26 protein-coding genes and 5 tRNA genes are annotated in these 25871 nt (G+C 46.4%); 28 read left to right on the top strand and 3 right to left on the bottom strand.

Annotated elements, in window-relative coordinates; translation table 11 throughout:
• The first annotated feature begins 22 nt into the window (after positions 1–22).
• From era to QMA39_RS06620, 14 genes are all read left to right on the top strand, one after another.
• Positions 23–928, top strand: a complete 906-nt coding sequence (era, locus tag QMA39_RS06685; protein WP_027955363.1) for a GTPase Era — start codon at positions 23–25, stop codon at positions 926–928.
• A 58-nt stretch (positions 929–986) separates the two neighbouring features.
• A complete protein-coding gene (locus QMA39_RS06680) occupies positions 987–1178 on the top strand; it encodes a YqzL family protein (protein ID WP_035532030.1) in 192 nt (63 codons plus the stop codon).
• An 18-nt stretch (positions 1179–1196) separates the two neighbouring features.
• Positions 1197–1943 carry a DNA repair protein RecO gene (recO, locus tag QMA39_RS06675; protein ID WP_027955364.1) on the top strand — a complete coding sequence of 249 codons (747 nt, stop codon included), beginning with the start codon at positions 1197–1199 and terminating at the stop codon, positions 1941–1943.
• A gap of 284 nt (positions 1944–2227) precedes the next feature.
• Positions 2228–3115 (top strand): glycine--tRNA ligase subunit alpha, encoded by an 888-nt coding sequence (gene glyQ, locus QMA39_RS06670; RefSeq protein ID WP_027955365.1) that lies wholly within the window; start codon positions 2228–2230, stop codon positions 3113–3115.
• Positions 3108–5192 (top strand): glycine--tRNA ligase subunit beta, encoded by a 2085-nt coding sequence (gene glyS / locus QMA39_RS06665; RefSeq protein ID WP_281658257.1) that lies wholly within the window; start codon positions 3108–3110, stop codon positions 5190–5192. The genes glyQ and glyS overlap by 8 nt, the downstream gene beginning before the upstream one ends.
• A gap of 81 nt (positions 5193–5273) precedes the next feature.
• Positions 5274–5903, top strand: a complete 630-nt coding sequence (locus QMA39_RS06660) for a helix-turn-helix transcriptional regulator (RefSeq protein WP_027955367.1) — start codon at positions 5274–5276, stop codon at positions 5901–5903.
• A gap of 21 nt (positions 5904–5924) precedes the next feature.
• Positions 5925–6737, top strand: coding sequence for a pyruvate, water dikinase regulatory protein (locus QMA39_RS06655; RefSeq protein ID WP_027955368.1), 813 nt, complete (start codon positions 5925–5927; stop codon positions 6735–6737).
• A 247-nt stretch (positions 6738–6984) separates the two neighbouring features.
• The gene (locus QMA39_RS06650) at positions 6985–7446 is read left to right on the top strand and encodes a DUF188 domain-containing protein (protein ID WP_027955369.1); all 462 of its coding nucleotides are present in this window, start codon (positions 6985–6987) and stop codon (positions 7444–7446) included.
• 37 nt (positions 7447–7483) lie between these two features.
• Positions 7484–9295, top strand: a complete 1812-nt coding sequence (gene dnaG / locus QMA39_RS06645; protein ID WP_281658256.1) for a DNA primase — start codon at positions 7484–7486, stop codon at positions 9293–9295.
• A 41-nt stretch (positions 9296–9336) separates the two neighbouring features.
• Positions 9337–10470, top strand: a complete 1134-nt coding sequence (rpoD, locus tag QMA39_RS06640) for an RNA polymerase sigma factor RpoD (protein ID WP_027955371.1) — start codon at positions 9337–9339, stop codon at positions 10468–10470.
• Positions 10471–10548: 78 nt separating this feature from the next.
• A complete protein-coding gene (locus QMA39_RS06635) occupies positions 10549–11082 on the top strand; it encodes a hypothetical protein (RefSeq protein ID WP_027955372.1) in 534 nt (177 codons plus the stop codon).
• Between the two features lie 107 nt (positions 11083–11189).
• A complete protein-coding gene (gene cccA / locus QMA39_RS06630) occupies positions 11190–11558 on the top strand; it encodes a cytochrome c550 (protein ID WP_281658255.1) in 369 nt (122 codons plus the stop codon).
• Positions 11559–11622: 64 nt separating this feature from the next.
• Positions 11623–12330, top strand: a complete 708-nt coding sequence (locus QMA39_RS06625) for a tRNA (adenine(22)-N(1))-methyltransferase TrmK (RefSeq protein WP_281658254.1) — start codon at positions 11623–11625, stop codon at positions 12328–12330.
• Positions 12327–13442, top strand: a complete 1116-nt coding sequence (locus QMA39_RS06620; RefSeq protein WP_281658253.1) for a Nif3-like dinuclear metal center hexameric protein — start codon at positions 12327–12329, stop codon at positions 13440–13442. Before QMA39_RS06625 ends, QMA39_RS06620 begins: the two co-directional genes overlap by 4 nt.
• 36 nt (positions 13443–13478) lie before the next feature.
• Here QMA39_RS06620 and QMA39_RS06615 read toward each other — a convergent pair whose 3' ends face one another.
• On the bottom strand, positions 13479–14435 hold the full coding sequence (locus tag QMA39_RS06615) for a 4-hydroxy-3-methylbut-2-enyl diphosphate reductase (RefSeq protein ID WP_027955376.1): 957 nt from the start codon (positions 14433–14435) through the stop codon (positions 13479–13481).
• A gap of 173 nt (positions 14436–14608) precedes the next feature.
• Here QMA39_RS06615 and QMA39_RS06610 point away from each other — a divergent pair, with 173 nt between their 5' ends.
• Positions 14609–15928: a DEAD/DEAH box helicase gene (locus tag QMA39_RS06610; RefSeq protein ID WP_027955377.1), complete on the top strand. Its 1320-nt coding sequence runs from the start codon at positions 14609–14611 to the stop codon at positions 15926–15928.
• A gap of 18 nt (positions 15929–15946) precedes the next feature.
• Positions 15947–16843, top strand: coding sequence for a deoxyribonuclease IV (locus QMA39_RS06605; protein WP_281658252.1), 897 nt, complete (start codon positions 15947–15949; stop codon positions 16841–16843).
• Between the two features lie 35 nt (positions 16844–16878).
• Here the strand turns inward: QMA39_RS06605 and QMA39_RS06600 are convergent, their stop codons facing one another.
• On the bottom strand, positions 16879–17163 hold the full coding sequence (locus QMA39_RS06600) for a DUF2624 domain-containing protein (RefSeq protein WP_027955379.1): 285 nt from the start codon (positions 17161–17163) through the stop codon (positions 16879–16881).
• Between the two features lie 181 nt (positions 17164–17344).
• On the opposite strand from QMA39_RS06600, the gene QMA39_RS06595 reads away from it, so the two are divergent.
• The gene (locus tag QMA39_RS06595) at positions 17345–18073 is read left to right on the top strand and encodes a transglycosylase SLT domain-containing protein (RefSeq protein ID WP_027955380.1); all 729 of its coding nucleotides are present in this window, start codon (positions 17345–17347) and stop codon (positions 18071–18073) included.
• Positions 18074–18189: 116 nt separating this feature from the next.
• Entirely contained in the window at positions 18190–18711 is a 522-nt protein-coding gene (locus QMA39_RS06590) for a DUF4190 domain-containing protein (RefSeq protein ID WP_027955381.1), read from the top strand.
• Between the two features lie 37 nt (positions 18712–18748).
• On the opposite strand, the gene ispG is transcribed toward QMA39_RS06590, so the two are convergent.
• Positions 18749–19855, bottom strand: coding sequence for a flavodoxin-dependent (E)-4-hydroxy-3-methylbut-2-enyl-diphosphate synthase (ispG, locus tag QMA39_RS06585; protein WP_206935641.1), 1107 nt, complete (start codon positions 19853–19855; stop codon positions 18749–18751).
• A gap of 258 nt (positions 19856–20113) precedes the next feature.
• On the opposite strand from ispG, the gene QMA39_RS06580 reads away from it, so the two are divergent.
• The 10 genes from QMA39_RS06580 (at position 20114) to QMA39_RS06535 (ending at position 25836) form a co-directional block, all read left to right on the top strand.
• Positions 20114–20740 carry an NfeD family protein gene (locus tag QMA39_RS06580; protein ID WP_027955383.1) on the top strand — a complete coding sequence of 209 codons (627 nt, stop codon included), beginning with the start codon at positions 20114–20116 and terminating at the stop codon, positions 20738–20740.
• Positions 20741–20830: 90 nt separating this feature from the next.
• Entirely contained in the window at positions 20831–21331 is a 501-nt protein-coding gene (locus QMA39_RS06575) for a hypothetical protein (protein ID WP_281658251.1), read from the top strand.
• 65 nt (positions 21332–21396) lie between these two features.
• Complete coding sequence (locus tag QMA39_RS06570) at positions 21397–22479, top strand: methyl-accepting chemotaxis protein (RefSeq protein ID WP_281658250.1); 1083 nt, start codon at positions 21397–21399, stop codon at positions 22477–22479.
• Positions 22480–22741: 262 nt separating this feature from the next.
• On the top strand, positions 22742–24379 hold the full coding sequence (locus tag QMA39_RS06565; protein ID WP_027955385.1) for a Na/Pi cotransporter family protein: 1638 nt from the start codon (positions 22742–22744) through the stop codon (positions 24377–24379).
• A gap of 167 nt (positions 24380–24546) precedes the next feature.
• Positions 24547–24623, top strand: a tRNA-Met gene (locus tag QMA39_RS06560).
• Positions 24624–24649: 26 nt separating this feature from the next.
• Positions 24650–24725 (top strand) — tRNA-His (locus tag QMA39_RS06555).
• Positions 24726–24728: 3 nt separating this feature from the next.
• A tRNA-Ile gene (locus tag QMA39_RS06550) sits at positions 24729–24805 on the top strand.
• 10 nt (positions 24806–24815) lie between these two features.
• Positions 24816–24908 (top strand) — tRNA-Ser (locus QMA39_RS06545).
• A gap of 46 nt (positions 24909–24954) precedes the next feature.
• Positions 24955–25030: transfer RNA gene (locus QMA39_RS06540), tRNA-Phe, on the top strand.
• A 191-nt stretch (positions 25031–25221) separates the two neighbouring features.
• Positions 25222–25836, top strand: coding sequence for a superoxide dismutase (locus tag QMA39_RS06535; protein WP_281658249.1), 615 nt, complete (start codon positions 25222–25224; stop codon positions 25834–25836).
• Positions 25837–25871: the final 35 nt, after the last annotated feature.

Below are 25871 nucleotides of genomic sequence, written 5' to 3'. Positions count from 1 at the left end.
AGATTTTATTGGAGGAACATGTATGACAGAGAATTTCAAATCAGGCTTTATTACGATTGTGGGCCGTCCGAACGTTGGTAAATCCACGTTCATGAACCGCGTAATTGGTGAGAAAATTGCCATCATGAGTGATAAGCCGCAGACAACAAGAAACAAAATCCAGGGTGTCTACACCGATGAAGAATCCCAGATGGTCTTTATCGACACCCCTGGTATTCATAAACCAAAGCACAAACTCGGCGATTTTATGGTGAATACAGCTGAAAATACGCTTAATGAAGTGGATGCCGTCCTGTTTATGATCAATGCAGAAGAAGGATACGGGCGCGGGGATCAGTTCATTATCGATCGCCTGCAGCGCGTGAACCAGCCTGTCTTCCTGATCATCAACAAAATCGACCGGGTTCACCCGGACAAGCTGCTGCCGTTGATCGAGCAGTACAAGGACATGTATGATTTTGAAGAAATCATCCCGATCTCCGCTCTCGAGGGTAACAACGTCAACCATCTGCTCGGGGTTTTAAAAAGCCATCTGCCGGAAGGTCCGCAGTTTTATCCGGAAGACCAGATTACCGATCACCCGGAGCGGTTTGTCATCAGTGAATTCATCCGCGAAAAAGTGCTTCACCTGACGAGAGAGGAAATTCCGCATTCCATTGCTGTGGTCATTGAAGGGATAAAGCCCAGGGAAGATGCTCCCGGCGTTTATATCCAGGCGGCCATCATCGTGGAACGCAAATCTCAAAAAGGGATTATTATTGGGAAGCAGGGCAGCATGCTGAAGGAAGTCGGCAAGAGAGCCCGTAAGGATATTGAATCCCTGCTCGGCAGTAAAGTGTATCTTGAACTGTGGGTGAAAGTACAGAAAGACTGGCGGAACAAGCAGATTCAACTCAGCGATTTCGGTTACAGGGACGACGAATATTAAAGGTTGGAAAAAATTAAGCCTTATAGATCAGGCCGGGGAAAGCAAGATAAGCATGTAAATGGTATCAGCGAATAAAAGAAAGGCGGTGTTTCTTGTGCTCGACAACCTTTCATGGAATGTTTTCAGGCAGACGGGAAGTGTGGAAACTTACTTGATGATGAAAGAATTTGAGTCGCAGGATCAACAACAGTCTCAGGAACCATTTGCTTCCTCCCCTGATCCCCTGACAACGAATGATCAAAATTCGTAAACGGAGCAGGTGATACACTTGATGGACAAAGTGGAAGGCCTTGTGATCCGTACTAATAATTATGGGGAAACACATAAGATAGTCACGATGATGACAAGGGAGAAAGGGAAAATAGGTGTCATGGCCAGAGGCGCTAAGAAGCCGAAGAGCCGGATGGCATCTGTATCCCAGCCGTTTATTCACGGAATGTATCTCATACAGTCAGGATCCGGACTTGGATCTATGAGCCAGGGGGAAATGTTATCCTCCCTCCGTTCCATCCGCGAGGATATTGTCAAAACAGCCTATGCTTCCTACATTGCAGAGCTGACCGACAAGCTCATAGAAGAAAAACAACCGGATCCTTTTCTTTTTGAACAGCTTCTGCAGACGATGGTGTGGATGAATGAAGATAAAGATCCGAACATCCTCACTATGATGTATGAATTGAAGCTTTTTAAAAAGGCCGGATTTGCACCGGTGGTCGATCACTGCCTGAACTGCGGCAGTACAGAAGGTCCGTATTCCTTTTCCATGTCCGAAGGCGGTCTTCTCTGTTACCGCTGCAAGCATATCGATCCCGGAGCCTACGGCCTGCCGGATCCGCTGCCAAAGCTGCTGCGTGTATTTTTACATATTGATGTAAAACGACTCGGACAGATTACCATGAAGGAAGAAAATAAAAAGCTGCTCCGTCAGCTGATGGATGAATACTATGACCGTTACGGCGGATATTTTATCAAATCCAAAAAGTTTTTGAAGCAGCTTGATTTATTTTCTGAGTGAGGTTTGACAGCATCCTTGCAACTAGAGTATGATTCTAATATCAAATATACGTACTGCAGTGAAAGAGAGGAGTAGCTGAACTCCGTTCTCCACAAGCGAGCCTGAGCCGGTGAAAGTCAGGCGGGAACCATTCAGTGAAGGCGCTCTGGAGCAGTTTTTTAAAGTGGCTTTTCTACATAGAAGAGCAATTAGGGTGGAACCGCGGAAATCCCGTCCCTATGTCTGATTCAGGCATAGGGGCGGGATTTTCTTTATCCGCTCACTTTCTAGGAGGAGGAAAAGACTTGAATATTCAAGATATGATTTTAACCCTGCAGAATCACTGGTCCAGCCAGGGGTGTCTGCTCATGCAGGCTTATGATACGGAAAAAGGGGCAGGAACGATGTCTCCGATGACGCTGCTTCGAAGCCTTGGTCCGGAACCTTGGAACGTAGCCTATGTAGAACCTTCCCGTCGTCCGGCTGATGGACGCTATGGCCAGAACCCAAACCGTTTGTACCAGCACCATCAGTTCCAGGTCATCATGAAACCATCTCCGGATAACATTCAGGAGCTGTATTTAGAATCCCTGCGTGCCCTTGGCATCGATCCATTGAAGCATGATATCCGCTTCGTTGAAGATAACTGGGAAAACCCGACACTTGGAGCCGCCGGCCTTGGATGGGAAGTATGGTTGGACGGTATGGAAATTACTCAATTCACGTACTTCCAACAGATTGGTGGATTGGAAGCGAAGCCGGTGTCAGCGGAAATCACGTACGGGCTTGAGCGTCTGGCGTCCTATATTCAGGATAAGGAAAATGTTTTTGATCTGGAATGGACCAACGGCGTGACAGTAGGAGACATCTTTACACAGCCGGAATACGAACATTCCGTTTATACGTTCGAAGCGTCCGATGAAAAGATGCTCTTTGATTTGTTTGCAACCTATGAGAAAGAAGCGGAACGCATCATGGAAGAGGGACTCGTGTTCCCTGCGTATGATTACGTGCTGAAGTGTTCGCATACGTTCAACCTTCTGGATGCTAAGGGCGTCATCAGTGTCACAGAGAGGACGGGATACATTTCCCGGGTCCGGAACCTTGCCCGTAAAATTGCGAAAACCTATGTAGAAGAAAGGGAACGCCTCGGATTCCCAATGTTGAAGAAAGAAGGTGGAGCAGATGAGTAAGACTGTATTATTTGAGCTCGGCCTGGAGGAGCTTCCTGCCCGTTTTATTAATGATGCTCTTGCCCAGTTGAAAGATAAGACAGAGAAGTGGCTGACAGATAACCGGATCCCTTTTGGTGATATCCACGGCTTTGCCACACCAAGAAGACTGGCTGTCCAAATCACAGAAGTCGCTGATAAGCAGCCGGACCTTGAGGAAGAGGCGAAGGGTCCTGCTAAAAAGATCGCCCTCGATGAAGAAGGGAACTGGTCGAAGGCAGCCATTGGATTTACAAAAGGGCAGGGCAGAGACGTCGATGATATTTACTTCAAGGAAATCAAAGGTACAGAATATGTGCACGTGCGTAAATTCATTGAAGGAAAGGAAACGGCCGCCCTGCTTGAGCAGTTTGGAGAGGTTTTTCTATCTCTGAATTTCCCAAAGAATATGCGCTGGGGAGACCGTGATCTCCGTTTTGCCCGTCCGATCCGCTGGATGGTGGCTTTATTCGGGGAACAGGTGATTCCTTTCCAAATCGAGAACGTTCATACAGACCGCCGGACATTCGGCCATCGTTTTCTTGGATCAGAAACAACCATCCCGAGTGCGGATCACTACGAACAGACGCTTTCTGATCAATACGTTATGGCTTCTGTGGAAAAGCGTCAGGGTCGAATTGTAAGCCAGCTTAAACAGCTGGAAGAGAAACAGAGCTGGAAGCTTATGATAGATGAGGAGCTTCTCGAAGAAGTGACCCATCTGGTGGAATATCCAGCTGTTTTCAGCGGAGCATTCTCAGAGGAATTCCTGGAGGTGCCTGAAGAAGCATTGATTACATCCATGAAAGAGCACCAGCGTTATTTCCCTGTCCGCTCCCATGATAACAAGCTGCTGCCATATTTCGTCGGTGTGCGTAATGGGGACGACCAGAACATTGATATCGTAGCCCGTGGAAACGAAAAGGTGTTGAAAGCACGCTTGAAAGATGCGCAGTTCTTTTATGAGGAAGACCAGAAGGGAAGCATCGATGAGAAGATGGAGAAGCTTTCCCGTATGGTTTATCAGGAGGAACTTGGTACGCTTGCGGATAAGGTTCAGCGTATAACAGCCATTACTGGTAAACTGAGTGAATGGCTCGGCCTGAGTGAAGAAGAAAAACAAAAAGCTACGCGTGCTGCGGAAATCTGCAAATTTGACCTTGTCACCCAGATGGTCGACGAATTCACCGAGCTTCAAGGAGTGATGGGTGAGAAGTATGCCCGTCTGTTTGGGGAAGATGAGGAAGTGGCTGCGGCTGTCAATGAACACTATATGCCTCGGCAGGCCAATGGTGAAGTGCCATCATCTACGATCGGATCCATTGTGAGCATTGCAGATAAACTCGATACGATCGTCGGAAGTGTTTCTATCGGTCATGTACCAACAGGATCTCAGGACCCATACGGGTTGAGAAGACAGGCCCTCGGTATTCTTCAAACGCTGAACAGCCGTGGCTGGGCCGTGTCCGTTGAAAAACTGATCGATCTTGTTCATCAGTTCTATATCGAACTTGAACTCCCGACAAGATCGGAAGAAGAGGTTCACAAGGATCTTCATGAATTTTTCCGTGTCCGTGCCGCCTATCTGCTACGTGAAAATGAAGTGGATCCAGACATCGTGGAAGCTGTTCTCGCACAGGGTATCGGTCACTTCCCTGTTGCAGGGCGAAAAGCGGATCTGCTTGTTGAAAAACGGAATGAGCCCTCTTTCAAACCTGTGCAGGAAGCCCTCGGCCGTGTATTGAATTTAGCTGAAAAAGCCGATGCAGAGGAAGTCCATCCAGAACTGTTTGAAAGCAAGGAAGAACAGCAGCTTTACGATGTGTTCCAGACGGTCCATGAATCGTACAGCCGTCAGATGTCTGAAGGCCGTGTGGAAGAGGCACTGGAGACCCTGTCCGGACTGGCGGAGCCGATTCACTCCTTCTTTGATGCGGTCATGGTCATGGCAGAGGATGAAAGAGTCAGAGCCAACCGACTCGGCCTGTTGAAGCAGATGGCTGGAGATATTTATCAGTATGCCGATCTGACACGAATCGAGTGGAAACAGCAGTTCTAAGCACCCTTCTTTTACCCATTCAGGAAAATGAGGTATAATAGTGAATAGTATGTCACATTCAGTGTTCAGGGTGGTGAGAACTTGGAATTATCAAACCGGCAGGAGCAGATTATTCAAATTGTGAAGGATAATGGACCGATTACCGGAGAGAACATCGCAGAAAGACTGGAATTAACACGGGCGACCCTGCGTCCGGATCTTGCTATATTAACGATGGCAGGCTATCTGGATGCGCGGCCCCGGGTGGGTTATTTTTTCACGGGGAAAACAGGTTCTGAACTTTTCACGGAAAAACTGAAAAAGTTCAAAGTGAGGGAATACCAGTCCCTCCCGATAGTTGTAGAGGAAGACGTATCGGCGTATGATGCGATCTGTGCGATGTTTCTTGAAGATGTCGGAACATTGTTTGTCACGAACCATAAATCCCATCTTGTCGGCGTCCTTTCCAGAAAGGACCTGCTGAGGGCAAGCATAGGATCGAAGGACTTAACGTCCATCCCGGTCCATATCATTATGACGCGGATGCCGAATATTACGATATGTGAGCCTGAGGATCTCCTTTTGGACGCCGCCCAGAAGTTAATAGAAAAACAGATCGACGGACTGCCGGTCGTGAATCCTGCAGAGGATGGGCTTGAGGTCGTTGGAAGATTAACGAAAACAAATATAACCAAAGCCCTTGTAGAACTTGCACGCGATCAGCATATTTGATTCAGGATTAGGAGGGGCAGTATGGAGAAACCATTAATTTATGTACTATCCGATTCCGTAGGGGAGACCGCTGAGCTTGTTACAAAGGCTTGCTTGAGTCAGTTTGATGACGGACCTTTTGACCTTCAGCGCATCCCGTATGTAGAAGATAAAGGGACGATTAACGAAGCTGTCCTTCAAGCGAAAGAGCACGATGCCATGATCGGCTTTACCCTTGTCGTTCCTGAATACAGGATTCACCTGAAACAGGAAGCCGAAAAACACGGGGTCCGCTGTGTTGATATTATGGGGCCGATGATGGAAGCGATGGAAAGTCACCTCAAAATACAGCCGAGACTGGAGCCGGGTCTCGTCCACAAGCTTGATGAGGATTATTTCAAGCGGGTGGAAGCCATTGAATTCGCTGTCCGGTATGATGATGGCCGTGACCCGCGGGGCATTTCCAAGGCAGATATCGTTTTGATCGGCGTATCCCGAACGTCCAAAACTCCACTGTCCCAGTATCTTGCTCATAAGAGGCTGAAAGTGGCAAACGTCCCGATTGTTCCGGAAGTCCAGCCACCGTCTGAATTGTTCCGGGTGGACCCGGAGAAATGCATCGGCTTGAAAATCAGTGCAGAAAAGCTGAATGATATCCGGAAGGAACGTTTGAAATCCCTGGGACTCGGTGATCAGGCTACATATGCCAACCTTGAACGGATCAGCCAGGAGCTGGAGCATTTCAACAGAATAGTCGATAAAATCGGCTGTCCGGTTATTGATGTCTCTAATAAAGCCGTAGAGGAAACGGCGAATATCATTATGAATAAGCTGAGGAAAGATGCTCAGGAATAATGCAGAATCTCAAAAAGTCGCGCTTTGATTAAGCGCGGCTTTTGTTGGGAAGAATGAAATTAGGTAAAATTAGACATAGCATTCACAGGAGAAATGTATTATAATATTTTTTTGTGGAAAAATCCTGACAGGTCCGTTTTCATATCTGCAGGATCCTTACTCCTTACGCACATTGTCTATTTTTCAGAAAAATAAAACATTTGCATTTTAGGAGGATTCTACCGCTTGCTGTAGAAATATTGATACTATGCCAAAAATACATCGAACGATCTGGGTGGACGCAGACAGCTGTCCCGTTCAGAAGGAAATCGAGGAAATGAGCGCGGAGTGCGGCGTGACGGCCAGATTCATTGCTACGGTAAATCATTTCAGTACAGAGAAGTCACAGGCATCCTGGACCTTTGTTGATGATGGTTCCCAGTCTGTAGACCTTTACATTTTGAATGCAGCTGCCAGGGGAGATGTGGTCATTACGCAGGACTTGTCGCTGGCTGTTCTTCTGACCTCTAAAGGGGTTTATGTGATGACGCCGCGAGGAAAACTGATAAAGGAAACCGATGCGGATCACATTATGAACCAGAAGTTTATCCGGCAGCAGACGATGAAGCAGAAGCGTAAATGGAAGGGGCCTTCCGCCTTTACGGACAAGCACAGAGAAGAGTTCCGGGAAACTTTCCAATATTTGTTGTCTGATCATGAAGGAATTTAGCCTTTGGAAGAGAATAATTGAGTAGTATGGTGATCATATGGCTGGACACATTCCAGAAGAAAAAGTAGATGAGATTCGGAAATCAGCCGACATTGTGGAAGTGATCGGCGATTATGTTGACCTCAAAAAGCAGGGAAGAAATCATTTTGGCCTTTGTCCATTCCATGGGGAAAACACTCCTTCTTTTTCCGTTTCACAGGATAAGCAGATTTTCCATTGCTTTGGTTGTGGAAAGGGAGGGAATGTCTACACCTTCCTTATGGAAATGGAAGGATACAGTTTTATACAGGCACTCAAGCAGCTTTCTGAACGCACGGGTGTGGAAATTCCAGAGCAGATTGCTGATGAGAACCACACCGGGGCGGATAACCAGGAATCACAGGCGATGCTTGAAGCACACCAGTGGCTGACAAAATTATACCATCATTTGTTAAAGAATTCCAAGGACGGCCGGAAAGCCTATGAATATCTTTTGGACAGAGGGTTCACAGAAGAAACCATCCAGAAGTATCAGCTCGGTTATTCGCCGGATGATAAGGACTTCGTCGTTACCTTTCTTGAGAAAAAAGGCTTTCATCCCCAGACGATGGTCAAAGCCGGCCTGTTGAGTGTGAATGATCAGGGGAACTATGCCGATCGCTTTCGCGGAAGGGTCATGTTTCCGCTGCGCAACCACCTGGGGAAGACCGTGGCTTTTGCCGGAAGAGCTCTTGGAGATCAGCAGCCCAAGTATTTGAATAGTCCGGAAACGGAACTCTTTCATAAGGGCCGGCTGCTTTATAACTTCGATCTTGCCCGGTCCTCCATACGTAAGGAAAAAACCGTTGTTCTATTCGAAGGGTTCGGGGATGTTATATCCGCTGCCCAGTCGGGTATCCCTTATGCAGTAGGGACCATGGGAACATCGCTTTCCAGTACACAGGCCAACTTGCTGAAAAAGTATACGGATCAGATTATCGTCTGTTACGACGGTGACCGCGCAGGGATTGAGGCGGCTGTCAAGGCTGCCAGACTGACAAAGAGCATCGGTTGTCAGACGTTTGTAGCCCGTGTACCCGACGGTCTGGACCCGGATGACTTCATCCAGCGGCACGGCGGGGACCGTTTCAAAAAGGAAGTGCTTGATACCAGCGACACGTACATCTCCTTTATGATGAGTTATCTCCGCAGGGATTATAACCTGCAGGTGGAAGGAGATCGTATCGCCTATATCGAAAAAGTACTACAGGAGATTGCCACTCTGGATCGTGCGGTCGAGAGAGAGCATTACCTGAATGAGATGTCGTCTGAATTTCAGTTATCTCTGGAAACCTTGAAAGAGGAAATCAGTCAGATAAGAAGTCAGCAGGGTGTGAAGGATAATGAGCCAAAGAACCGATATACTAATCCTAAGAGGGAAACATCGGTTCAGAACAAGCTTCTTCCTGCATTTCATAATGCGGAAAGAAAGCTGATTGCATATATGTTGAAAGATCCCTACATTGCTGATAAAGTTCAGGAGGAAATAGGAGGGGCTTTCAATATAGAAGACCATCAGGTCATTGTCACACATCTTTACGCATATTATGAAGACGGCTATGAATCAGATATCAGTCAGTTCGTTGAAATGATTGAGGATATGTCCATCAAAAACCTCGTGATCGAGCTCGCAATGGCGCCCGTCAGTGAGGAAGTATCCGATCAGGAAATCCATGATTATATGGAGCGGATCCGATTGGAAAACTGGGATCGAACGGATATTAAGAGCCTGGAATCCGAGTTGAAGCGGGCTGAACAGCAGAACGAGCCGATCAAGGCCGCGGAAATTGCGATGGAGATTATAAAACGGAAAAAAGAATTAAAAGCGTAATCAGGTAGAGTTTGGATAGATTGTTGGAAGGAGGGGGACTTATGGCAGAGAAGAAACAACAGCCATCACGTTCTAAAGAAACTGAAAATCAGACGGAATTGACACTGGAGCAGGCCAAAGAGCAGGTCGTAGAGTTAGGGAAAAAGCGCGGAATCCTCGCGTATGAAGAGGTGGCTGAGAAATTATCCAGCTTCGAACTCGACTCCGATCAAATGGATGAATTTTACGAGCACCTGAATGAACAGGGTGTAGAGGTCATCGGTGATTCTGAATCGGACCCTAGTATTAAGCAGCTTGATAAGGAAGAGGAATTCGACCTCAATGACCTGAGTGTGCCTCCAGGTGTGAAAATCAATGACCCGGTCCGTATGTATTTGAAAGAAATCGGCCGCGTCAATCTATTATCAGCCAAAGACGAAATCAGTCTTGCCCAGCGTATAGAAAATGGGGATGAGGAAGCGAAAAGGGATCTGGCAGAAGCCAACCTTCGTCTTGTTGTAAGTATTGCCAAGCGTTACGTCGGCCGTGGTATGCTTTTCCTTGATCTTATCCAGGAAGGGAACATGGGTCTGATCAAAGCGGTTGAAAAATTCGATTACCGCAAAGGTTACAAATTCAGTACCTATGCTACATGGTGGATCAGACAGGCGATTACCCGTGCGATTGCCGACCAGGCACGTACCATCCGTATTCCGGTTCACATGGTGGAAACGATTAACAAACTAATCCGTGTTCAGCGGCAGCTTCTTCAGGACCTCGGCCGCGAACCGACACCAGAGGAAATTGCTCAGGATATGGATCTTACACCGGATAAAGTCCGTGAAATCCTTAAGATTGCCCAGGAGCCCGTATCACTGGAAACACCGATCGGGGAAGAAGACGACTCCCATCTTGGTGATTTCATTGAGGACCAGGAAGCAACCTCCCCATCTGACCATGCCGCCTATGAACTATTGAAGGAACAGCTTGAAGACGTCCTGGACACACTGACAGATAGAGAAGAAAATGTCCTGCGCCTCCGTTTTGGCCTTGATGACGGACGTACGCGAACACTCGAAGAGGTCGGAAAAGTGTTCGGAGTAACCCGGGAAAGAATCCGGCAGATTGAAGCGAAAGCTCTTCGTAAGCTGAGACACCCGAGCCGCAGCAAACGCCTGAAAGACTTTATGGAATAAGAACAGCCGTAGACTCAGGGTTCTTTTACAACGCCTATGTAGGAGGATCTTGAGTTTACCTGTGTTTTGGAGGACAGTATGCAGGATGAGCGTACGAAAACCATCATTCATGAGATTCAGTATTGGAAAGAAAGCAGGCTTCTCCCCGCGGAATACTGTGACTTTCTTTTGGCGTTGTACACCAAAGGCGAGGAAGAAAAACCCGGCCATGCTCCTGTACAGACCGTACAGCTGCTGGTCCCGGCCTTTGTTCTGCTCAGCCTGTTTATGATACCCCTTACATTACTTGTCATTTATTTTACTCAAATGGGGTTCATAATGCAAACAGGGCTTTTGTCGTTTTTTGTAGGGTCGGTATGGTTTATAAGTGGATGGTTACACTATAAACGGACCGACTGGTATTTGATCCCTTTTGTCAACGGTCTGTTGATCCTTCTAACGATGTCCATCTTCGTAGTGGATCACTGGACAACATCCGTCCAGGCTGTCTACATAACGATGCTGTTTCATTTTCTTATCTGGATCAGCCTCGGAATGTTCATGAAAATCAGGTTTTTGTTATGGAGTGGCGTAACCGCTGTCATTTTATGGATCATTTTCATTGTTTTATAAGTTTTCGGTGGTTAAGCCTTTAATAAGTAACGGTTTTCATATAAAATAAAAATAGTCGAATAGACGCGAAAAATTCATATAGGGAATACATAAGGAGGTTGCCATTCATGAGAAAGAACCCTGTGATCCCATTTGCAATTATCGCTGTACTGGGGATCGTAGCCATGATCATTGTTTCTTCTGCCGGTATCAACCAACGTGAAGCGATTCAAAGCGAGGAAGAAGGCGGCGGAGAACAGACGGAAGAAACTGCATCCGCTGATCCGGAAGAAATGTACCAGAACAAGTGTTCAAACTGCCATGGCGGTGACTTGAGTGGAGGCGCAGGTCCGAATCTTCAGGAAGTCGGCTCCCGTTATTCAGCAGAAGAGATCCAGGACATTATCATCAATGGTAAAGGATCACAGATGCCTGCAGGTCTTTATACCGGTGAGCAGGCCACTCAGCTGGCAGAATGGCTCGCTGAGAAAAAATAAGAAGTACGTGAGAAGCTTTCTGCTGCTGTCAGAAAGCTTTTCTTTATGAGAGGAACGATTTTTTATGAATGTACACCAACTATCCGAACGGCTGGCAAAGGTAGCGGAATACCTGCCTGCTGGAGCTGTATTCGCTGATATTGGGTCTGACCATGCCTATCTGCCTTGTTATGTCTGTTTAAAGGATCCACAGGCACAAGCGATAGCCGGAGAGGTTAATCAAGGCCCTTATGACAGCGCCCTGAATGAAGTGAAAGCCCATGATCTTCAATCCAGGATCGATGTCAGATTGGGAGACGGTCTGGAAGTGATCCAGCCTGGAGAAGTAAAGCAGGTCACCATCGCTGGTATGGGAGGGCCGTTAATCCGGGATATCCTGGAAAGAGGCAGGGATAAATTAACAGCCGTTAACCGCATCATCGCCCAGCCGAACATTGACGCACGCTCGATTCGTCAATGGTTTTACACGCATGGATACAGCCTGATTGACGAACAGATTATGGAAGAAGGCGGGCACATCTATGAAATCCTCGCAGCGGAAAAAGGGGACCCTGCCAGTGCTTATGAATCCGCTGACTTGGAAAAAGAGCTTTGGCTCGGCCCTTACCTTATGAAGGAAAAGGCAGCAGCGTTTAGGAAGAAGTGGCGTGAGGAAATGATCAAGAAGGAATATATCCTGGATCAAATGCAGAAGGCTGCCACTGTCGATGCAGTAAAAGTGGACACGCTTCAAAAGGAAATAAAATGGCTGCAGGAGGTTTTATCACAATGAATAAAGTAACAGCCCGGGAAATCATAAAAACATTGGAAACGTGGGCTCCCAAAAGCTTTGCTTATGACTGGGACAACGTAGGGCTGCAGGTAGGCAGTCTGAACAAGCCGGTGCAGAATGTCATGGTAACGCTTGATGTTGTTGAAAGTGTAGTGGATGAGGCGGTTGAAAAAAAGGTGGATCTTATCATTGCCCATCACCCTCTGTTATTTGTGAAACTTCATCAAATCAATGTGGATACGCCAAAAGGACGGATAGTGCAGAAGCTTCTTAAACACGACATTACGGTTTATGCGGCGCACACGAACCTGGATGTTGCAGAAGGCGGAGTGAATGATGTGATGGCAGACCTTCTCGATGTTAAAAACCACCGGCCTTTGATTCCGACAGAAACGGAACAGCTTGTGAAACTGGCTGTTTTTGTCCCTGATTCCCATCTGGAAGCTGTACGGGATGCGGTGAGCGAAGCAGGGGCAGGCTTTATCGGTGATTACAGCCACTGCACCTATCAGGTTTCCGGTGAAGGGACGTTCAAACCACAAGAGGGTACAAATCCTTTTATTGGGGAGCAGGGCCGGTTGGAGCAGGTCCAGGAGAAACGTTTGGAAACCATCGTTCCGCAGAGTAAGCTGTCTAAAGTTCTTCAAGCGATGGAAAAAGCCCATCCATATGAAGAAGTGGCTTATGATCTTTATCCTCTTCTCAATGAAGGCAGGAGCCTCGGAATTGGAAGAGTGGGCCGGCTGGACGAGCCAATTTCTCTTCAGGACTTTGCTGACAAAGTGAAGGAGCGTTTTGATGTCCCTCATGTGCGTGTGGCAGGGAAAATGGGAAAAACCGTACAAACGGTCGCCCTTCTGGGTGGAAGCGGAGAAAAATATATCCATAAGGCTAAGAGCAGCGGAGCGGATGTATATGTGACTGGAGATATGACCTTCCATATGACCCAGGATGCTGTGGAGATGGGCTTACATGTGATTGATCCCGGTCACCATGTCGAGAAAGTGGTCTGCGTAAAAGTACAGCAGTATCTTGAGGAGCGCTGCAATAAAGATGGAGCATTGAACATCCTGGTGTCCGAAGTAGATACAGAACCCTTTACAATCCAGTAAAAAAAGGATGAAAGCGGGAAGCTTTCATCCTTTTTATTATCGTTTCACTTTTTTGCGTGCTCTTACAGGAGGGAGAATTTTCTTCTGCTCGACCTTGGATTCACGAATCCAAGTAGCATCGTCCTCATGGTCAAACTGCTCAATGAATTTGATCACTTCTTTTGTGATCGGCGTAGGAGTTGAAGCACCGGCGGTTACGGCTACTTTATGGACACCTTCCAGCCATTCCAGCTGAATTTCGGTTACATCAGCAATCCGGTAGGCGGTGGTTCCAGCTTTTTCTTTGGATACCTGGGCAAGCCTGTTGGAGTTATTGCTCATCGGGTCACCAACAACGAGCGTCAAATCGGCTTCACCTGCCTGTTCTGAAACAGCTTCCTGGCGTACCTGTGTTGCCATGCAGATTTCCTGCTGCTTCTCAAGCTGAGGGAACTTTTCCTTGGCTTTTTCCATGACATCATAGACGTCCCATTGACTCATCGTCGTCTGGTTGGTAATCATAAGCTTATCATGATCCAGCTCCAGATTCTCAACATCCTCTTCAGTCTGTACAAGGTGGACCTTTCCGGGAGCGACGCCCATCGCCCCTTCCGGCTCAGGATGTCCTTTTTTACCGACGTAGATGACTTCAAATCCTTCCGCAACTTTTTTGCGGATCAAGTTGTGGGTGTTGGTAACATCCGGACATGTGGCATCAAGAACAGTCAGTCCTTTATCGCGCGCCCTTTCCTTTACCTGCGGGGAAACGCCGTGGGCCGTGAAAATAACCGTACCTTCATGAATACCTTCCAGCATATCGCTGCGGTTTTTACCATCGACAGTGATGATGCCTTCTTCTTTGAAGGCTTCAGTCACATGGGAATTATGGACAATCATACCTAATATATAAATCGGGCGCGGCAGATTCTGGTCTTTTGAGGCATTTCTCGCAATGACCATGGCATCTACGACTCCGTAACAATAACCGCGAGGGGCGATTTTAATAACTTCCATTGATTAACGTCCTCCTCTTTATCCAATCGAACAACTTTTAAGATACCATCTTCATTATAAAGGGTAAAGCGTAAGTTGACAAAGAAAGCGGTGGTCAGACAACGTTATCGTGCAATTTATGGCGCACTCTATTATAATAGGGAAGGAACATTTTACTTTAAAGGAGAACGGACATGAGTAAGCATACTTTTGAACAATACGCAATTTCCTCTACAGTAAGCAGAATTGTAGAAGGGTTGGGCTTTAAACAGCCGACGCCGATCCAGCAGCAGGTGCTGCCGCCGGCATTAAGAGGGGAAAGTTTGATCGGACAATCCCACACTGGATCCGGTAAGACACATGCCTATCTGCTGGCATTATTCAGCCGCATGGATGAAAACGCTGATGCCGTACAGTTTGTCATTACAGCACCGACACGTGAACTGGCTATCCAGATTCATGAAGAAGTGAAAAAAGCAGTGAAGCACGCAGGTAAACAAGAGATCTGGCGGTCCAAGCTGTTGATCGGTGGAACGGATAAACAGAAGATGGTGGAGAAACTGGCTTCCAATCCGCCACACATTGTTGTAGGAACACCGGGCCGTATACTCGATATGGTCAAAGAGGAAGCCGTAGACCTTTATCAAGCAAAATCGTTCGTTCTGGACGAAGCGGATTTAATGCTGGACCTCGGATTTATCGAAGAAGTGGATCAGATTCTTGTTCGCATGGCCGAAGACGTACAGATGCTTGTTTTCTCTGCAACTATTCCTGAACGGCTGCAGCCATTCCTGAAGAAATACTTGACCAATCCGGTCCATATTCAAATCGAGGACGATAAGCCATCTCCGGAAACGATGGAGCACCGGCTGATTCCTCTCCGACATAAACAGCCTGGAGAAGTAATCATGGATATCACGAAGGCGATTCAGCCTTATCTCGCCATTATTTTCACGAATGGAAAAGGTCTTGCAGACGAACTGGCGGAGGACTTGATGAGCCGTGGACTAGAAACAGGCGTCCTTCACGGAGGTTTGTCCCCGCGTGAGCGTAAAAGAGTCCTGAAAGAAATCCAAAACCTTCGTTATCAATACATCGTAGCGACCGACCTTGCTGCGCGTGGCATTGATATCCAGGGTGTGAGCCACGTAATCAATGCCCAGATGCCGAAGGAAGAGGAATTTTATATACACCGTGTCGGCCGGACAGCAAGGGCCGGGTTGGAAGGTACAGCGATCAACCTTTATCAGGAAGCCGATCTTCCATTGATCCAGAAACTTGAGAAGAAGGGGTTGTCTTTCCAATTCTATGAAGTGAAACAAGGAGAATGGAAAGAAGTCAATGCCTATAATGAGCGGCAGATCCGTGAAAAGAAAGAAACGGATCTGGATAAACAGGCGAAACAGCTCGTCCGTCGTCCGAAAAAGGTGAAGCCGGGCTATAAGAAAAAGATGAAAAAGCAGGCGGAACAAAATAAACGCAGATTGAAGCAGAACCGCTTTAAAAAGAAATAAGAAAGGGTCGAGATCGTCATGGTTAAAATTGGTTCACACGTATCAATGAAAGGGAAGAAAATGCTTCTTGGGGCAAGTGAAGAGGCAGCTTCCTACGGATCCGGCACATTTATGATTTATACAGGCGCCCCTCAAAATACGCGCCGTCGTCCAATTGAAGAATTGAATATCGATGCGGGACAGGAGCATATGAAGGCCAACGGTATTCAGGATATCATTGTGCATGCCCCCTATATCATTAATGTAGGTAATACGACCAAGCCGGAAACCTTTCAGCTGGGTGTTGATTTCCTGCGCAGCGAAATTGAGCGTACAGAAGCGCTGGGAGCAAGACAAATCGTTCTTCACCCGGGGTCCCATGTAGGTCAGGGAGTGGAAAAGGGTCTTCCGAAAATCATTGAAGGGCTGAATGAAGTCCTTCATAAAGATCAAAATGTCCAGATTGCCCTGGAAACAATGGCCGGCAAAGGCTCTGAAATTGGAAGGAGCTTTGATGAGCTTGCACAGATTATTGACGGTGTCACCTTGAACGAAAAGCTTTCCGTCTGCATGGATACGTGCCACATTCATGATGCGGGCTACAATGTAGTGGAAGATTTTGATGGCGTGTTGAACGAGTTTGATAAAATTGTCGGACTGGACCGCCTGAAAGTCATTCACGTCAATGATAGTAAGAACATTCAGGGAGCAGCCAAGGACCGCCATGAAAATATCGGCTTCGGTCATATCGGCTTTGATGCCCTTCATCAGGTGATTCATCACCCGCAGTTGAAGGATCTGCCTAAAATTTTGGAAACCCCGTACGTCGGGGAAGATAAGAAGAACAAAAAGCCTCCGTATCGATTTGAAATCGATATGGTTAAACAAGGGACGTTTGATCCGGACCTTAAAGAAAAAATTCTACAACAGTCATAAGAAAAAGGCGGGGGTCTTGTACCTTCCGCCTTTTTTTATTTCAGCCAGTCCTCGACCCCGTACTCCTTCGCCAGTTTATGAAGCAGTTTATTTACAGAGCGAGCCGTGTCTGCGGAGGTCAGCCCGGCCAGTTTCTTCAACATTTTCTTCCGGCCGTCCTTTTCAAAAGGGTTTTCCTTATTCTTTTTCAACGCTTGAACAATAGCCTGTGCCTCTCCCTCGGTAATCGGTATCCGATACTTCCTGCTGTATTGAAGCAGTTCTTTGACGGTTAACTGCTTCAATTTCTGGGTAATGAACTGTTGGGCCATCTTCTTCATCACGTCATCACCTTTTTCCCCTGTTTCATACACCATATGAATTGTGGGAATGATGTGTGTTTTACAAAATATTCACGCGTGAGTAGATAAATTGAAATCAAACATCCATTCGGGTAAGATGGCGCAATGGGTTTCATTGGCTCTTATGTAAAAGGAAGAGTCATGGGAAGGAGTGAACAGAATGAGGGATCAAAAGCCAATCATTCGAACGGTCTTTGCTATGCTGTTAATGAGTCTTGTCTTTATAACTTATCATCAATGGCATCAAAACGAACAGCAGGCACTGGCAGATGAAAATAAAACGCTGGAGCAGAACCAAGAAAAGCTTGAGGGAGATAAGGAAAAGCTGTCTTCTGTCAACGATTATTTGAAGGAGCAGTCTTCAGAGAATAAACAAAAAAATGGATATCTGACTTGGCCGGGGATTGAAGACCAGGCTGATATTCTGGTACAGGAAAGTGAGGGAGCCTTCAAGAAGGCATGGGCCATGTATTTAGTGAAGGAGTCCAAACGCTATGATTTGGATCCATACCTCGTATATGAGTTGTTGAAGGTGGAAACGGGCGGGACATTTGATCCTGAACTTGTAGGACCTGAAACAAAGTATGGTCGTGCCTATGGTATGTCTCAGTTCATGAAGAATACAGCGCCGTGGATTGCGGATATGGCCGGGCTTCCCTATGAAGAGGAGCTGTTGTTTGATCCTTATTATTCCATGCAGTTATCCCTGGTTTATCTGGATTATTTAAACAGCCGTTATCAAAACTGGGACGAGGCATTAACCGCTTATCACAGGGGAATGTCAGGTCTTGAACAGTATAAAAGTGAACATGGACATGCGGAGAGCTGGTATGCCGTAGAGATTCAGGAAAACGCTGAAGCTCATACCACACTGGCTTCAGCTGAATAATGATAAAACCGGATGATCTCATCCGGTTTTTTTCTGCCATCAAATCCCTTCGTTAAATACAGAAGAAATGTCACATAATATAGGTGATTCTCCATACAGAAAGTGAGGGAATTCGCATGTACGATCCAAAAGAAACTGTTGAGAATCAAACGGAAAATGCGCCCCATTACGGGGACGCACGGGAACAGGTTCATGAAGATGAGCCGACAACGGAGCAGGTGCTGGATGAAGCGTTTGATGAAATCCAGGACAGCGATTTAAGAAAAGAATCCGGGTATGACAAGGTGGAGTCCGTGGATGACCATGGCCGCGGTCCTTATCAGCCTGTTTATGGCGACAGTTATGAAGAGGAATTTGCCCAGGAGGCCGCTGTCGGTCCCATTGATGAACCAATGAATAATGGTGAGCAGGAAACGACGATGGAGGATGATGTGAAAGTAGGAATGGGCTGGCTAGGGCTGTCAGCCGCTATTCTATCCTTCTTTTTTGCTCCACTTATTCTCGGTGCCGCAGGGATTATTCTTGGGATTGTCGGGAAGAGAAGGGGAGCCGATACTCTTGGAAACACGGCGATCATTATCAGTGTCGTTTCCATTGCCTTTTCTCTTTTCTTCGCTCCGTTTATCAATTTCCTGTAAAAAAAGGGTGGACCATAATGGTCCACCCTTTTTTATCTTAGGATTGCTGCTGTTCAAGCTTTTTCTGACGCTCTTTCTCATAGTGCTCTTCAGCAAGTTTATCTACTTCTTTTTTAAGTTCTTCGACCATGATGTCCTCAGGAACTTTCCGGATAATTTCTCCGTGACGGAAGAGAAGACCTTCCCCTCGGGCACCGGCGATACCGATATCAGCTTCACGGGCCTCGCCTGGTCCATTTACTGCGCAGCCAAGAACAGCTACTTTAATGGGAGCCTTGATGGTCTGGATGTATTCCTCAACCTCGTTGGCGATGGAAATCAAGTCGATTTCAATACGACCGCATGTTGGGCAGGAGATCAGCGTGGCAGCGTTGGACGCAAGTCCGAAAGTCTTCAGAAGTTCCTTCGCTACTTTTACTTCCTCTACAGGATCAGCACTTAAACTGATACGGACGGTGCTTCCGATCCCTTTGCTTAAAATGGCACCAAGACCGGCAGCACTTTTTACAGTACCTGCGAAAAGCGTCCCGGATTCTGTAATACCAAGGTGAATCGGGTAATTGAAAGCGGCTGCTGCTTTTTCGTAGGCTTCAATCGCCAGTTTTACATCAGAAGCTTTCAAAGAAACGATGATGTCGTGGAAGTCGAGATCTTCAAGAATTTTAATGTGGTGAAGGGCACTCTCAACCATTCCATCAGCCGTTGGATAACCGTATTTTTCAAGGATGTGACGCTCAAGAGAACCGGCGTTGACACCGATACGGATGGGAATCCCTTTTGCTTTTGCTGCTTTTACGACAGCTTCAACTTTTTCGCGCTTCCCAATGTTCCCCGGATTGATCCGGATTTTATCCGCGCCGCCCTCGATCGCTTTCAATGCTTTCTTATAATCGAAGTGAATATCGACAACAAGCGGGATATTGATGCGTTTTTTGATTTCAGGGATGGCGTCAGCAGCACGATCATCAGGGCAGGCCACACGGACGACCTGGCACCCGGCTTCTTCCAGACGTTTGATCTCAGCTACAGTAGCCTCCACATCATGGGTCTTCGTCGTGGTCATGGACTGAATGACAACTTCATCAGAACCACCTATAGTAAGGTCCCCGACTTTCACGGGACGAGTATCTTTTCTGTGCGTAATTGGCATGAATATCGCTCCTTTAAATTAAAAAAAGGGTTGCAGGATGTTTTTCCAATCTTCATTATAAGGCTAATGGCCGGAAATGAGAAGTAAGGACTCTTAAAAGCCCCGGATTTCACGTTAAATTTGTGTAAACAGATTGGATTTCCTCGACGTGAAAAGTATATCACGAGAGGAAACGGAAGAAAATTGTTATCATTTGAAACATAGCACCACAGTCGTTCGTATGTATAGTAATAGAAGAGAGGGTGAGCGGTTATGCTTCAAACAGACTGGATAGCACTCCTGATTACATTTTTAGGAACAATGTTCCTGATTGGTGAGCTGCTTGTTAACATGCGTGGGGTTTTTGCTGTGCTGGGGCTTGGATTTATTACCGTGTTTTTTTCCAGTTACCTGGCTGTCGATATGTTCATTATCATGATGTTTGTTTACTTTCTAGGTCTTACACTTATGATTATTGATGGAAAGCTGATTAATGATGGAACGCTTGCCACTATAGGTGCAGCAGCGATGATTACAGCTGTCGGTTTCAGTGCGCCCAACTGGACGGCGGGATTATACAGTGTCATCGGTGTCATTGCCGGAGGTTTTTCTGCCCTCATTTTTCTCAAGGTTTTTAAGCGGAGAAACATGTGGAACAAAATGGCGTTGAACGATCAGATGACCTCGGAAATGGGCTACAATTCCATGAATGAATCCTATCAGAAGCTTTTAGGGAAAACAGGGTCTGCACAGACGGATATGCGTCCTTCCGGTACGATAGAGGTAGATGGAGAGGACTACAGCGCTGTTTCGAACGGACAGTGGATTTACAAAGGGGAGCCGGTAACGGTCGCCTCTGTCGACGGGACTAAAATCATGGTTAAAAAGGTTCAGAATTAACAATTGTTCACATATTCTTCATCATTTCTTAACACTTCATTGTCATCATTTATTTGGATGATTATTCAAATGACAATGGAGTGTTTTCTAATGAACTTTAAAAGAAAGACCGGCTTATTAAGATTAACACGGGGTGGATGGCCTCTTCAGGTAAGGCTGACGCTCCTGATTATTTTACTTGTTCTTCTCTCCGTATCTGCAACTGGTTTTTTTTCCTATACGAAAGGAGAGGAAAACCAGCTGGGTCTTGTGCAGGACCGATTGGAACGTGAACTGCTAGTAGTTCAGGATGTAGCGCAGCAATTGATGTATGCCTTTGTAGGGGATCAGCAGGAATTCGATCAGCGTTTTCAAGGCTGTGCAGATGCACAGAAAGCTCAGATGCAGCAGGATGGTCTGACAGCGGATGCATACCTGTTCACTGAACAAGCTGTGTATTCCTATCCAGACTTGACTCCTGTTCCTTCTTTTACCGAAGAGGAAGTAGAGGAGATTTTAAGTAAGGAAAATGGCACAGAACAGTGGACGACAAATGGAGAATCGTTTGTGTATTCGTTTGCCCCTGTCCAGGAGCTGGGACGGCGGTTGTAGCTGGAGTCATGGTTTCCTATATTATTCGAAAGACTGTCCGTCCCCTTAAACAGCTGGAGGAAATGATGGGGAAGATTGGTGAAGGGGTGATCGGGGAAGCATCGGCTGTAAAAACGAGCCTGCCGGAGGTCCGGTCATTAAAAAGGAGTTATGAGAAGTCCATTACCACTATTGTAGATATTCTTTCTACGGTAAAAGCAGCCGTCCAAAACCTTGATCAAGGGGGAAGCCGCATGGATGAATCGGCGCGGGTCCTTGATCAATCCCAGCGGGCGTTAAAGGAAGAGCTTCTTAAAGTAGATAGAGCCGCTGCCGAAACAGAAGGATTTATGGAGGATCAGCAGGAAGTCTTTCGTGAACTTTCTCAAGTTTTCTCCCATTTGAAATCATCCATGGATAGCATGATGGAAAGACAAGGGCAGTTGAACCAGTCGGCTGCTTCCGGTAATGACGGGGTGGAGCGCGTGGAAAGCTCCTATATGACTATAAGAAGAGAACTGACAGAAATAACATCAAGAGTAGAATCTTTTCAGAGCTATATGCATTCGGTACAGGATTCGGGAGCTAAAATCCAAGGGCTGGCTGAGCAGACGAGGGTGCTTGCTTTAAACGCTTCCATTGAGGCAGCGGGAGCCGGAGACCATGGCCGGGGATTTGCTGTTGTAGCCAGGGAAGTGGGTAAGCTGGCCGATCTATCCTGGCACCCGGCCTTGAACATCGATCAAAGAATGGCGGATCTCATCGAGCTTGGAGCAGACTTTTCTAAACAGTTCAGGCGCCTTTCTGTTGAAATGCATGATCAGCAGAAGCAAATGGATATTTCAAAAGCAGCTTTCCGAGATCTTTCCTCTGGAATGGAAACGTTCAACGTACAATTAGAATCCGCATACCTTCATTTGGTGGATGGAGAAGAAGTGATGCCACGGATGCAGAAGATTATAAGAGGGATGGAACGCCTGACAAGGGACCAGTCCTCGTCCATTGACCATTTAGCACTGGCATCAGACTGGCAGGAGGAAAATGTGAGAATGACGGAGGAGTTCACAAGAGAATTGGTCGTTCTGACTCGGGAACTGTCCGACATGATTACAACTAAACAGTTGGTTTATGAAGGTGGGGAGGATTTTTCTGAGCCTCATGCTTCGTAAACATCGAGATTTTTGAAGTACCTGTACATATCGAAGGCTTCCTTGTAAAAGGAGGCCTTTTTTGTTTTAGAAAAGACTGATATGTATGGCAGCTAAGGTGGCTTGCACCCCGGGGGCAGTCTTTACAAGAAAAAACGCCAATGTAAATTTAATGTTAAGTTTTCTATTTCATCTTTACAAAAGAATCGTAGTTCGTTAATAATGGATGAGGTGTTTTAAAGAGAGACATACAGAAATTTTGGATGAGGAAAGGGTGGAAAACATGGAAATCGATGTGCAGCAGATGATATTTGAATTCATCGGCGGGCTAGGTATTTTCCTGTTTGGAATTAAATTTATGGGGGACGGCCTCCAAAAAGTAGCCGGAGACCGTTTGAGAGAGCTTTTAGACCGTTTTACCAGCAATCCGTTAATGGGTGTCATTGCTGGTGCCGTAGTAACGATTCTCGTTCAAAGTAGTTCTACAACAACCGTTCTGACTGTCGGATTGGTTAACGCTGGATTTATGACCTTTAGACAAGCCATCGGCGTTATAATGGGTGCCAATATTGGGACGACATTTACCGCATTCATTATTGGTATTGATATTAAAGAGTATGGACTGCCGATCCTGGCTCTAGGTGCCCTTTTGATTTTCTTCTTTAAGAATAAGAAAGTATCCAACATCGGCCAGACCGTTTTTGGACTCGGTGCTTTATTCTTTGGACTTGAATTAATGAGCGGAGGAATGAAGCCGCTGCGTTCCCTTGAAGCATTCAGGGAACTGACACTCAGTATGAGTGAAAACCCTGTACTTGGTGTTGTGATCGGTACACTGTTCACAGTAATCGTACAAAGTTCCAGTGCTACGATCGGTATTCTGCAAGGGTTGTTTGGAGAAGGCCTTGTAGATATACAGGCAGCTTTGCCGGTACTTTTTGGAGATAACATTGGAACAACCATCACAGCTGTCATTGCAGCGATTGGAGCAAGTGTAGGGGCGAAGCGTGCCGCTTTTGTACACGTGATTTTCAACGTACTCGGTGCTACCGTTTTCCTCATTCTATTGAAGCCTTTTACCTTATACGTGGAGTGGCTCCAGAACTATATGGACCTTGGGCCGGAGATGACCATTGCTTTCGCGCATGGATCATTCAACATTGCCAACACGGTGGTCCAGTTCCCATTCATCGCTGTTCTGGCGTGGATTGTTGTTAAACTCGTACCAGGAAATGATTCCCTGATTGAGTTCAAGCCTCAGCATCTGGATCCAATCTTTATCGAGCAGTCTCCTTCTCTTGCGCTTGATCAAGCGAAAGAAGAAGTGATCCGCATGGGTGAATATGCCTATAAAGGATTGGAAGAAACGAGTCTGTATTTAAACAATAAGCAGCAGAAGCATTCAGAAATTGCGATGCAGATTGAAGATGCATTGAATAACCTTGATCGGAAAATTACTGATTATCTGGTTGATCTTTCTCAAGCATCCCTTACGGACGAAGAAAGCCGGAAACACTCAGCTCTCATGGATTCTGTCCGTGATCTGGAGCGGATCGGGGATCACTTTGAGAACATCATCGAGCTCATCGATTATAAGAATTCCAACAAAGTAAATCTTACTGCTCAAGCTGTCGACGACTTGAATACAATGTTCGATCTGACATTGATGACAGTGAAGCAGGCAACAAAATCCCTTGAAAACATGAGCCGTGAGGAAGCACTCGCTGTTGTCCAGAAGGAAAATGAACTGGACCGGATGGAACGAAGCTATCGTAAGAAACACATCATCCGTCTGAATGAAGGAGTATGTACAGGACAGGCCGGTATCGTCTTTGTAGATATGATCAGTAATCTCGAACGAATCGGAGACCACGCTGTGAATATCGCAGAAGAAGTACTGGGAGAAAAAGAGAGTCTGTAATGAACGAGGTGAAAGCTTAAAAAAGCTTTCACCTTTTTTTATAAAATCCTTGCCGAGCCGTCAATTGCATGGTATATTATTTTTGTCGCTGAAAACGGGTCGAAAAAATAAATTGACACAGTGATACATAAATGGTATATTAATTAAGTCGCTTACAGAGCGAATATGGCGGTGTAGCTCAGCTGGCTAGAGCGTACGGTTCATACCCGTGAGGTCGTGGGTTCGATTCCCTCCACCGCCACCATACATATGATCTTATCTATAAACATGGCGGTTGTGGCGAAGTGGTTAACGCACCGGATTGTGGTTCCGGCATTCGTGGGTTCGATTCCCATCAGCCGCCCCATGTGGACCCTTAGCTCAGCTGGTTAGAGCTATCGGCTCATAACCGATCGGTCGCAGGTTCGAGTCCTGCAGGGTCCACCATATAGATTCCGGAGGAGTACCCAAGTTTGGCTGAAGGGAGCGGTCTTGAAAACCGCCAGGGGGTTTACGCCCCGCGGGGGTTCGAATCCCTCCTCCTCCGCCATCTTTTCTTTTATTATAAAAGAATATATAAAACAGCATACTTTTATGGCTCGGTAGCTCAGTCGGTAGAGCAACGGACTGAAAATCCGTGTGTCGGCGGTTCGATTCCGTCCCGAGCCACCATTTTGAATGAACAAGCGATGTGCTTGTTTTTTTTATGTTTAAGACCGATACATAAGGGAATTTATAATACCGGAAGATATTCCATTTCTTTGCCTTGCAAATCAGTTGCAACCGGCAGGTCTGTTTGATAATGTAAAACAAGAGGCAGAGGCTTCTTATTTTACATACTATTTTAAAGGAGGAGTTACATTATGGCTAAATTCGAACTACCAGAACTACCTTACGCATACGATGCACTGGAACCAACTATTGATAAGGAAACAATGAACATTCACCATACGAAGCACCACAACGGATATGTAACAAAGCTGAACAACGCACTTGAAGGACATGCTGATCTTCAGGACAAATCATTGGAAGAGCTTCTTTCCAACAACCTTTCAGCTGTACCGGAAGATATCCGCACTGCTGTGCGCCGTAATGGCGGTGGTCATGCCAACCACAGTCTTTTCTGGACGATCATGTCTCCAAATGGCGGCGGTGAGCCGGCAGGGGATCTTGCTACTCAGATCAACGACACATTCGGAAGCTTTGATCAATTCAAAGAAAAATTCGAAACGACAGCAACCGGCCGTTTCGGTTCAGGCTGGGCTTGGCTTGTAGTCAATAATGGCAGCCTGGAAGTGATTGATACACTAAACCAGGATTCTCCGATCATGGAAGGTAAAACACCTATCCTTTGCCTGGACGTATGGGAGCATGCGTACTACTTGAACTACCAGAACCGCCGTCCGGATTATGTTTCTGCATTCTGGAATGTTGTAAACTGGGATGAAGTAGCGAAGCGCTTCGATGCAGCTAAATAATCTTATGAAGAATATGTGAGAGAGGGACGGATATT

The organism is Halobacillus sp. Cin3 (assembly GCF_947311855.1).
GTDB lineage: Bacteria > Bacillota > Bacilli > Bacillales > Halobacillaceae > Halobacillus > Halobacillus kuroshimensis.
The sequence above is the reverse complement of the archived record's forward strand: the minus strand, read 5'-3'. Positions and strand labels throughout refer to the sequence as shown.

Coding starts and splice junctions, on each gene's coding strand:
- QMA39_RS06605 (WP_281658252.1), top strand. CDS start 15,947: ATGGTTAAAATTGGTTCACACGTATCAATGAAAGGGAAGAAAATGCTT.
- QMA39_RS06635 (WP_027955372.1), top strand. CDS start 10,549: ATGCAGGATGAGCGTACGAAAACCATCATTCATGAGATTCAGTATTGG.
- QMA39_RS06575 (WP_281658251.1), top strand. CDS start 20,831: ATGAACTTTAAAAGAAAGACCGGCTTATTAAGATTAACACGGGGTGGA.
- rpoD (WP_027955371.1), top strand. CDS start 9,337: ATGGCAGAGAAGAAACAACAGCCATCACGTTCTAAAGAAACTGAAAAT.
- glyS (WP_281658257.1), top strand. CDS start 3,108: ATGAGTAAGACTGTATTATTTGAGCTCGGCCTGGAGGAGCTTCCTGCC.
- QMA39_RS06610 (WP_027955377.1), top strand. CDS start 14,609: ATGAGTAAGCATACTTTTGAACAATACGCAATTTCCTCTACAGTAAGC.
- cccA (WP_281658255.1), top strand. CDS start 11,190: ATGAGAAAGAACCCTGTGATCCCATTTGCAATTATCGCTGTACTGGGG.
- QMA39_RS06580 (WP_027955383.1), top strand. CDS start 20,114: ATGCTTCAAACAGACTGGATAGCACTCCTGATTACATTTTTAGGAACA.
- era (WP_027955363.1), top strand. CDS start 23: ATGACAGAGAATTTCAAATCAGGCTTTATTACGATTGTGGGCCGTCCG.
- QMA39_RS06570 (WP_281658250.1), top strand. CDS start 21,397: ATGGGGAAGATTGGTGAAGGGGTGATCGGGGAAGCATCGGCTGTAAAA.
- QMA39_RS06650 (WP_027955369.1), top strand. CDS start 6,985: ATGCCAAAAATACATCGAACGATCTGGGTGGACGCAGACAGCTGTCCC.
- QMA39_RS06595 (WP_027955380.1), top strand. CDS start 17,345: ATGAGGGATCAAAAGCCAATCATTCGAACGGTCTTTGCTATGCTGTTA.
- QMA39_RS06615 (WP_027955376.1), bottom strand. CDS start 14,435: ATGGAAGTTATTAAAATCGCCCCTCGCGGTTATTGTTACGGAGTCGTA.
- QMA39_RS06625 (WP_281658254.1), top strand. CDS start 11,623: ATGAATGTACACCAACTATCCGAACGGCTGGCAAAGGTAGCGGAATAC.
- QMA39_RS06590 (WP_027955381.1), top strand. CDS start 18,190: ATGTACGATCCAAAAGAAACTGTTGAGAATCAAACGGAAAATGCGCCC.
- QMA39_RS06535 (WP_281658249.1), top strand. CDS start 25,222: ATGGCTAAATTCGAACTACCAGAACTACCTTACGCATACGATGCACTG.
- dnaG (WP_281658256.1), top strand. CDS start 7,484: ATGGCTGGACACATTCCAGAAGAAAAAGTAGATGAGATTCGGAAATCA.
- QMA39_RS06680 (WP_035532030.1), top strand. CDS start 987: ATGGTATCAGCGAATAAAAGAAAGGCGGTGTTTCTTGTGCTCGACAAC.
- QMA39_RS06620 (WP_281658253.1), top strand. CDS start 12,327: ATGAATAAAGTAACAGCCCGGGAAATCATAAAAACATTGGAAACGTGG.
- QMA39_RS06600 (WP_027955379.1), bottom strand. CDS start 17,163: ATGAAGAAGATGGCCCAACAGTTCATTACCCAGAAATTGAAGCAGTTA.
- QMA39_RS06655 (WP_027955368.1), top strand. CDS start 5,925: ATGGAGAAACCATTAATTTATGTACTATCCGATTCCGTAGGGGAGACC.
- QMA39_RS06565 (WP_027955385.1), top strand. CDS start 22,742: ATGGAAATCGATGTGCAGCAGATGATATTTGAATTCATCGGCGGGCTA.